Source organism: Streptomyces sp. NPDC056503, from assembly GCF_042794995.1.
Taxonomy (GTDB): Bacteria; Actinomycetota; Actinomycetes; order Streptomycetales; family Streptomycetaceae; genus Streptomyces.
In genome coordinates this window covers 22,239-30,315 of the sequence record NZ_JBHTST010000108.1, presented here as the reverse complement: position 1 = coordinate 30,315, position 8,077 = coordinate 22,239, and the positions used below count along the sequence as shown (strand labels likewise).

7 protein-coding genes are annotated in these 8,077 nt (G+C 75.0%); 2 read left to right on the top strand and 5 right to left on the bottom strand.

From position 1 onward, the window contains the following. Positions 1-24: 24 nt before the first annotated feature. On the bottom strand, positions 25-1,167 hold the full coding sequence (locus ACFQ8C_RS27100; protein WP_383462172.1) for a glycosyltransferase family 4 protein: 1,143 nt from the start codon (positions 1,165-1,167) through the stop codon (positions 25-27). Between the two features lie 96 nt (positions 1,168-1,263). On the opposite strand from ACFQ8C_RS27100, the gene ACFQ8C_RS27095 reads away from it, so the two are divergent. Further along, positions 1,264-2,541, top strand: a complete 1,278-nt coding sequence (locus ACFQ8C_RS27095) for a glycosyltransferase 87 family protein (protein WP_383462170.1) — start codon at positions 1,264-1,266, stop codon at positions 2,539-2,541. Here ACFQ8C_RS27095 and ACFQ8C_RS27090 read toward each other — a convergent pair. Next, positions 2,502-3,857 (bottom strand): MATE family efflux transporter, encoded by a 1,356-nt coding sequence (locus tag ACFQ8C_RS27090; protein ID WP_383462168.1) that lies wholly within the window; start codon positions 3,855-3,857, stop codon positions 2,502-2,504. The genes ACFQ8C_RS27095 and ACFQ8C_RS27090 overlap by 40 nt on opposite strands. 97 nt (positions 3,858-3,954) lie before the next feature. Between ACFQ8C_RS27090 and ACFQ8C_RS27085 the strand changes: the two genes are divergently transcribed. Beyond that, on the top strand, positions 3,955-4,494 hold the full coding sequence (locus ACFQ8C_RS27085) for a PadR family transcriptional regulator (RefSeq protein ID WP_383462166.1): 540 nt from the start codon (positions 3,955-3,957) through the stop codon (positions 4,492-4,494). Here the strand turns inward: ACFQ8C_RS27085 and ACFQ8C_RS27080 are convergent. From ACFQ8C_RS27080 to ACFQ8C_RS27070, 3 genes are all read right to left on the bottom strand, one after another. Beyond that, on the bottom strand, positions 4,482-5,705 hold the full coding sequence (locus ACFQ8C_RS27080) for a hypothetical protein (RefSeq protein WP_383462164.1): 1,224 nt from the start codon (positions 5,703-5,705) through the stop codon (positions 4,482-4,484). The two genes, ACFQ8C_RS27085 and ACFQ8C_RS27080, sit on opposite strands and share 13 nt — an antisense overlap. Before the next feature lie 57 nt (positions 5,706-5,762). Beyond that, positions 5,763-6,788 carry an NlpC/P60 family protein gene (locus tag ACFQ8C_RS27075; protein WP_383462162.1) on the bottom strand — a complete coding sequence of 342 codons (1,026 nt, stop codon included), beginning with the start codon at positions 6,786-6,788 and terminating at the stop codon, positions 5,763-5,765. Positions 6,789-6,975: 187 nt separating this feature from the next. Continuing rightward, positions 6,976-8,022, bottom strand: a complete 1,047-nt coding sequence (locus tag ACFQ8C_RS27070; RefSeq protein WP_383462160.1) for an NlpC/P60 family protein — start codon at positions 8,020-8,022, stop codon at positions 6,976-6,978. Positions 8,023-8,077: the final 55 nt, after the last annotated feature.

The following is an 8,077-nucleotide window of genomic DNA, read 5'->3' as shown; positions in this document are numbered from 1 at the left end:
GCGCCGGGCCCCTCCCCCCTGTCGCTAGAGCAGCTCCCTGAGCCGCTCCGCCAGCAGGTCCCAGCGCCACTTCTCCTCCACCCAGGCACGGCCGCGCTCGCCCATGCGGGCGCGCAGGGCGGGGTCCAGGAGGAGGGTGGTGACGCGGTCGGCGGTGTCCTCGGCGGACTCGCCGCGGACGACCCAGCCGGTCTCGCCGTCGAGGACGGCGTCCGGGGCGCCGCCGGAGTCGCCGGCCACGACCGGCAGTCCGGTCGCGGACGCCTCCAGGTAGACGATGCCGAGGCCCTCGACGTCGAGGCCGCCGCGGCGGGTGCGGCAGGGCATCGCGAAGACGTCGCCGGCGCCGTAGTGGGCCGGCAGCTCGGACCAGGGCACGGCGCCGGTGAAGCGCACCGAGGCGGCGACGCCGGTCTCGGCGGCGAGCCGGCGCAGGTCCTTCTCGTAGGGGCCGCCGCCGACGATCAGCAGGACCGCGTCGGGCACCTGCCGCAGGATCCGGGGCAGGGCGCGGATCAGGGTGTCCTGGCCCTTGCGCGGGACGAGCCGGGAGACGCAGACCACGACCGGGCGGTCGGTGAGGCCGAGGCGGGCCCGGACCTCGTCGCCGCCGGAGCCGGGGTGGAAGGTCTTCTCGTCGACGCCGGGCGGCAGCTGCACCATGCGGTCCGCGGCGGCGGGGGTGAGGGCGGAGGCGATCCGGGAGCGGGTGTACTCGCCGAGGTAGGTGATCGTGTCGGTGCCCTCGCCGATCCGGCGCAGCAGTTGCCGGGCCGCGGGCAGCTGGGCCCAGCCGGCCTCGTGCCCGTGGGTGGTGGCGACCAGCCGCTCGGCGCCGGCCCGGCGCAGCGCGGGCGCCATCAGCCCGAGGGGCGCGGCGGCGCCGAACCAGACCGACTCACAGCCGTGTTCGCGCAGCAGCGCGGTGGCCCTGGCGGTCACACGTGGTGTGGGCAACAGCATGGTGGTGCGGTCCCGGACAACCGTGAAAGGCTGTTCCGCGTCGAACAGAGCGGTGGCCTCCGCGCCTTCGCGGCCTCGCTTCCAGGTGGAGGCGTAGACCACGAGCCGGTCGGGGTCCAGTCGCAACGCCATGTTGTGCAGGAACGCCTGGATTCCGCCAGGACGCGGCGGGAAGTCGTTCGTTACGATCAGGGTCTTGTGCATCGTGACAGACAGTACGTGATGGCACGCGGCCGCACCCTACGCCCGGCACCACCCCTCTCCGCGCGAGCGGACCGACAGGACAGGAACAGGACAGGTATGACGGGCGCAGTGGAGATCGGCTCACGCACGGCTGGGCGGCTGCGGGAGTTGCGTCTTCCGCTGGGCCTGTGGGCCCTGACCAGGGTCGTCCTCCTGGTGTGCGTCTTCAAGATCGTGGTCGTGCCGGGTCCCGACGTCACCAGCGACGTGGAGCAGATCTACCAGAGCTGGTACGAGGTCCTGAAGACCGGCACGTACCCGCAGGACGACGTGACCTGGCAGTACCCGCCGGCCGCGGCCCTCGCGATCCTCTCCCCCGCCCTGCTGCCGTTCCTGAACTACTCGGCCGCCTTCTTCGTGCTGGCCTTCCTCTGCGACGCCGTCGTCTTCGGGCTGCTCGTGTACACGGGCGGCCGGCCGGGCCGGTCGACGCGGGGCGCGTGGCTGTGGCTGGCGGCGGTGCCGCTGATGGGCCCCACCGCGTACGCCCGCTACGACATCATGGTCACCGCCGTCGCCGTGGTGGGGCTGCTCGCCGCGATCCGCAGCCCGCGCGTGCTGGGCGCGCTCGCCGGGTTCGGCGCGGCGCTGAAGGTGTGGCCGGCGCTGATCCTCGCGGGCACCCCGAAGGGCCGGGCGACCTGGCGGTCCTGGCCGGTGGCGGCCGGCACGGCGGTGGGCGTGCTGGTGCTGTGCATGGCCTGGATGCCGGGCTCGCTGGCCTTCCTCTCCTTCCAGAGCGAGCGGGGCACGGAGGTCGAGTCGCTGGGCGCGATGGTCTTCCACGTGGCCCGGCACTTCGGCTGGGACGGCGAGGCCCGGATGAACTACGGCTCGATCGAGTTCCTCGGCCCGTACGTGTCCTGGGTGTCGAAGGGCGCGATGGCGCTGACGGTGGCGGCCTTCGGCTGGCTGCTGCTGTGGCGGTTCAGGGCGCGCCGCTTCACCTCCTCGACGGTGGCGGACGCGGCCTTCGTCGCGGTGCTGCTCTTCACCGCGACGAGCCGGGTGATCTCCCCCCAGTACATGATCTGGCTGGTCGGTCTGGCGGCGGTCTGCCTGGTGTACCGCTCCAGCCGGATGCGGACGCCCGCGTACCTGATCCTGTGGGCGACGGCGGTGACGCAGTTCGAGTTCCCGGTCTGGTTCTCCCACGTGACGCAGAGCGACTGGCTGGGCGTCGGCGTGCTGTTCCTGCGCAACGGCCTGCTGATAGCGGCGACCCTGATGGCCTGCCGGATCCTGTGGAAGCACACGGTCACCGAGGCCGGGACGGTCATCCCGGTCCCGGAGGGTCAGCCGGAGCCCGAGAAGGTGCTGACCCGCTCGGCCTGAGCGGCGCGCGCGGTACGGCGGTGCAGCACCGCCAGCGCGCCGCACTGCGCGGCCATGGCGAGCGTCATGGCCAGGCAGACGCCGGGCAGCCCGAGTCCTGACAGGGCGAGGGCGAGCGGCAGCTGGAGCAGGACCCCGGCGACGGTGATCCTGGCCAGGTACGGGCTCGCCCCCGCGCCCTCGAAGACCCCCGCGGCGGCGATGTACGCGCCCATGAGGGGCAGGTGGCCGGCGAGGCAGCGCAGGAAGAGCGCGCCCGCCGAGACGACCTCGGGCCCGGCCCCGAAGAGCCGCATCAGCCCGTCGGCGCCGGCCCACAGGAGCGCGGCGAAGCCCGCCCCGAGCACCGCCCCGAGCAGGGTCGCGGCCCGGGCGACGGCCCCCCGCCCGCCGGTCCCGGCGCCGAGCAGGTGGGCGGTGTGGATGGCGGCGGCCTGGCGCACGGCGTAGAAGGCCATGGTGGCGACGTACATGCCCTTGGTGGCGATGCCGTAGGCGGCGGTCTCGGTGACGCCGAGCCGGGCGACCACGGCGACGAGGGCGAGCGCGCCGGCCATCCGCACGGTGAAGTCGGCGGCCATCGGCAGTCCGGTGGCGGCGGTGCGGCGTGCGGCCGCGCCGGCGCTCCCGGCGGGCGCGGTGGCCCGGGCGGCCCTGAGCAGCGGGTTCCGGCGCAGGACGACCACTCCGGCGGCGAGGGCGGCGGTGCGGCCGAGGACGGTGGCGACGGCGGCGCCGGGCACTCCGTACGCGTGGATGAGGAACGGGTCGAGGACCAGGACCAGGCCGTTGGCGAGGAAGGCGAGCCGCATGGGGGTGCGGGTGTCGCCGGCGCCCTTGAGGATGCCGTCGAGGACGTTCCCGGCGAAGAAGACGGCCGTGCCGGGGAGCGAGACGGCGAGGTAGGCGACGGTGAGGCGGTACGCGTCCCCTCCGCCGGTCCCGGCCCCGCCTCCCCCGCCCAGGAGCAGCGCGGCGAGCGGTTCGCGGAGCAGGAAGCCACCGAGGGCGACGGGCGGGACGAGCAGGGCGCAGAGGGCGGCCCCGCCCCGGACGGCGGTGCGGACGGCCCCGGGGTCGGCGGCGCCCCGGGCCCGGGCGACGAGCACGGTGGTGCCGGAGCCGGCCATCAGGACGACGCCGAGGAGCAGGTTCTCGACGTTGGTGGCGAGGGCGACGGCGGCGACCGCGTCCCCGCCGAGCCGGGCGACCCAGACCATGTTGACGATCCCGGCGGCGACGCCGGCGAGCAGCTCCAGATAGACCGGCCCGCCGAGCCGGACGAGCGTGCGGCGGTGGCTCCCCTGTGCCCCCATGGATTCCCCCTCTTTTCGATATACCTCGATTCGAGGCACCTCGAAAAGAGGTAGCATGCGGGGACGAGCGAGGACAAGCGTGGAAGGAGGACGTCCGGTGCTGGAACTGTCGATCCTGGGCTTCCTGTACGAGCGGCCGCTGCACGGGTACGAGCTGAAGGAGCGCATCCAGGCGCTGAGCGGCCACGTCCGCCCGGTCAGCGACGGCGCCCTCTACCCGGCGATCAACCGCCTGGTGAGGAACGGCCTGGTGGAGAGCCGCACCGAGCCCGGCGCCGGCGCCGCGCCCCGCCGCACCCTCTCGCTCACCCCGGAGGGCCGCGCCGGACTGCTCGACCGGCTCCGCTCCCCCAAGGACGTCGAGATCACCGACGGCCAGCGCTTCTTCACCCTGCTGACCTTCCTCGGCCTGCTGTCCGACCCGGCCGAGCAGGCCGCCGTCCTCCGCCGCCGCCAGGCCTTCCTGCTGACCCCCGCCAGCTTCTTCTACGAGGACGGCGCCCCGGCCACCGTCGAGGCGGAGCCGGACCTCTTCCGCCGCGGCATGCTCCGGATCGCCCGTGCGACCGGCACCGAGGAGAAGGCCTGGCTCGCCGAGGCCCTCGCGGAACTCGACGCCCTCGGTCAGCCGAGCTGAACCCGCAGGTACGCCCGCCAGTCCGCCGTGAACTCCTCCGGGGTCGTGTCCAGCACCTTCCGCAGGGCGCTCTCCACCGCGCCCTCCCGGCCCGGGTGGGCGCCCACCTCCCGGTAGAAGGCGGTCAGCCGGTCCTCGCCCCAGCGATCGGCGATCATCGCGCAGGCCAGCCAGCCGCTCTCGTAGGCCCGGGCCAGGGCGTCGCCGTCGCCCTCGAAGCCGAAGTCGGCGTCCTCGGGGAGCACGGCGGGCACGTCCCCGGCCCGCACGGCCCGGCGCAGCTCGGGGGCGGCCTCGGCGGGGGTGCGGCCGCCGCCCCGGTAGGCGGCCCAGTCCGCGAAGCCCTCGGAGAGCCAGACCGGGGTGGCCGGCGAGGTGTGGGCGCGGGTGGCGACGTGGACGGTCTCGTGGGTGAGGATCAGCTCCCGGCCGAAGTCGCCGAGCACCCCGTACGCCTCCGGGTTGACGATCACCCGGTCCGCGGGCGCGTCCGCGCGGCGCCCGGTCTCACCGGTGGTGACGGCCGCTATCCCCCGGTACTGCGAGCCGTCCACCGCGAGCAGCCCGCCCATGTCGTCGAGCGAGGCGGGGACGAGGACCAGCACCCGGCGGGCCCACCCGGGACGCCAGACCGCGTCGACGGCGGGCACCGCCCGGTCGGCGAGCCGGGCGATCTCGGCGAGCCGCTCCCGGTCCTGGCCGACGCCGAGGACGAGCGAGCGGGCGCCGCGCACCGCGGTGACCTCGCCCTGCTCCCAGAGGCGCACCGGGGCGCCCTCCGCGGGCCGCTCCCCGGTGACGTACCAGCGTCCGTCCCGCTCGGCGAGGTCGACGACCCGGCCGGAGTCCAGGGACCCGCGGTCGTACCCCTCGACGCGGTGGCCGCGCTCGACGCGGGCGGTGAGCCGGCCCTCTCCGGTCCGGTCGACGCCGGTGACGCGGTAGGACCAGTCGGCGAGCGGCACGGCGGCGAGCCGGCGGAACTCGGTGCGCGCGGCGGAGCGGTACGAGGGGGCGACGGCCGCCAGCCAGGCGGTCTCGTCGCGGTCGAGGAGGGCCTCGGCGTGCCGGTCGAGCAGGGCCCGCACCTCGCGGAGGGCCGGGTCGGCGGGGCGGGCGGCGGTGGAGCAGCCGACGAGCGCGGCGAGGGCGAGGAGGAGGGCGAGCAGCGCGGCTCCCGGCCGTCGCGCTCCGCACCCCTGTTCCACCACGCATCAGATCGTACGGAAGGGTGACGGGGTCGCGCCTCCCGGAGCCGGGCGGCGGCCTCAGGGCCGGGTCACCGTCACGTGGGACATCATGTTCACCGGGTCGTAGCGGACCCGGGCGCCCGGGTAGGGGGCGTGGATGACCTGCCCGTTCCCGGCGTAGATGGCGACGTGGCTGGCGTCGCCGCGGTACGTGACGAGGTCGCCGGGCTGCGCCTGGGAGAGCGGCACCTGCCGCCCCGCCTGCCGCTGGGCGGCCGAGGTGCGCGGCAGGCTGATCCCGGCCTGCCGGTACGACCAGACCATCAGCCCCGAGCAGTCGAAGGCGGTCGGGCCGGTCGCGCCCCAGACGTACGGCTTGCCGACGGCGCTGCGGGCGGCGAGCACCGCGGCGGCGGCCCGCGAGTCGGCCGGGCCGAGGTCGGCCGGCGGCGGCAGCTCCTCGGCGGGGCCGTCGGCCCGGCCGCCGGAGCGGGAGGCCCGCTCGTAGTCGGCGCGCTCGGCCGCGGTGAGGGAGGCGAGCAGCCGGCGGGCCTCGGCGAGCTTGCGCTCCACCGACCGCTTGTGGCGGGCCACCTCGGCGCGGCTGCGCTCCAGCTCGCCGAGGGCGGTGCGGGCCTCGGCGCGCTCCTGGTCGAGCCGGCGGCGCTCCCGCCGGAGCTCGGTGAGGGCGGCGCTCTGCCGGGCGGTGACCCGGTCGAGGGCGGAGGCCCGGTCGAGGTAGCTGTCCGGGTCGGAGGAGAGCAGCAGGACCAGGGCGGGGTCGAGGCCGCCCGAGCGGTACTGGGCGCCGGCGAGCGAACCGAGGGCGCCCCGCATCCGGTTGATGCGCTCCTGGCCCCGGGCGAGGCTGTCCTGGGCCTGGCCGACCTTGCGGCGCAGGGCGTCGGCCTTCTCGTCCGCCCGGTTGTACCCCTCGGCGGCGCGCTCGGCCTCCTCGTAGAGCCGGTCGACCGTGGCGCGGGTGGCCTCGGTGCCGGCGCCCGGGTCGGCGCTCGCGGGGACGGCACCGAAGGAGGCCGCCGCGGTGGCCGCGGCGGCTGCGGTCAGGACGGTGACCCGGACGGGTCGGCGGTGGGAGGCCACGGCTCGTCGCTCTCCGATCGGCTCGTGCGGACTGGCGCGGCAGACAGTAGCCGCTCCCCCGGTCACGTCCAACGAAGGTGCCGGACACACAAAATGACGCCCCGCCGGAGATCACAAGGTCACCGGCGGGGCGTCAGGTCAGTACGGGGTGCGGCGAACCACCCGTTCGGGCGGCACGCCGGGCGGGTCAGCCGCCTATGCGGACACCGAACTGGAAGGTGCCCATGTAGTTCATCGACTCGTAGCGGACCACGGCGCCCGGCTTGGGGGCGTGCAGGATCGTGTTGTTGCCCGCGTACAGGCCGACGTGCGACAGGCCGTTGAAGAAGACCAGGTCGCCGGGCCTGAGCTGGCTGCGGCCGATCTTGGTGCCGTCGTTCTGCTGGGTGTAGGTGACGCGGGAGAGGCGGACGCCGGCCTGGCGGTAGGCCCACTGCGTCAGGCCGGAGCAGTCGTAGGCGTACGGACCCTCCTGGCCGGACTGGTACGGCTTGCCGAGCTGGGTGGCGGCGGCCGAGAGGGCGGCGGCGCCCAGGCCGCTGGCCGGGACCTCGTTGCCCAGGTCGACGCGCTCGCCGGCGGCGCGGCTGGCGCGCTCCGCCTGCTCCTGCTCCTGCTGCTGGATGCGGGCGCGCTCCTCGGCGGTGAGGGTGTTGAGGAGCTTGCGGGCGTCGGCGAGCTTGCTCTGGACCTTGCGCTTCTTCTCGCCGAGCGTCTTGCGGACCTCTTCGAGGTCGGCGAGCTTGGCGGTGGCCTCGGCGCGCTGCTGGGCGAGGGTGCGCTGCTTGTCCTGGATGGAGGCGAGGACGTCGGCCTGCTGGTCGGTGACCCGGCCGATGGCGGACGCCTTGTCCAGGTAGTCGTCCGGGTTCGAGGAGAGGAAGAGCTGGAGCGCCGGGTCGATGCCGCCGGAGCGGTACTGGGCGCTGGCGACCGAACCGATCTGGTCCCGGAGGGTGTTCAGCTCCTGCTGACCACGCGCCACCCGGTCCTGGATCTGGCCGATCTCCTTCTGCAGCTTGCCGCGGCGCTCCTCGGCCAGGCTGTGCTGCTCCGTGGCCTCCTCGGCCTCGTGATAGAGCTTGTCGACCTTCGACTTGACTTCGTCGATCTTCGGCTTGGGGGCCGCCTGGGCTCCGGTCTGGGCGGAGAACGCGACGGCGGCGGCCGCGGTCGCGGTGAGCACGGTCACACGGGTGCGGCTCGGCTGCTTGGGTCGACGGTGGGACGCCACGAAGGCGAGCTCCTTCTTCCTCGAGCCGCCCGGCCGGTCAGGGGCAGGCGGTTCC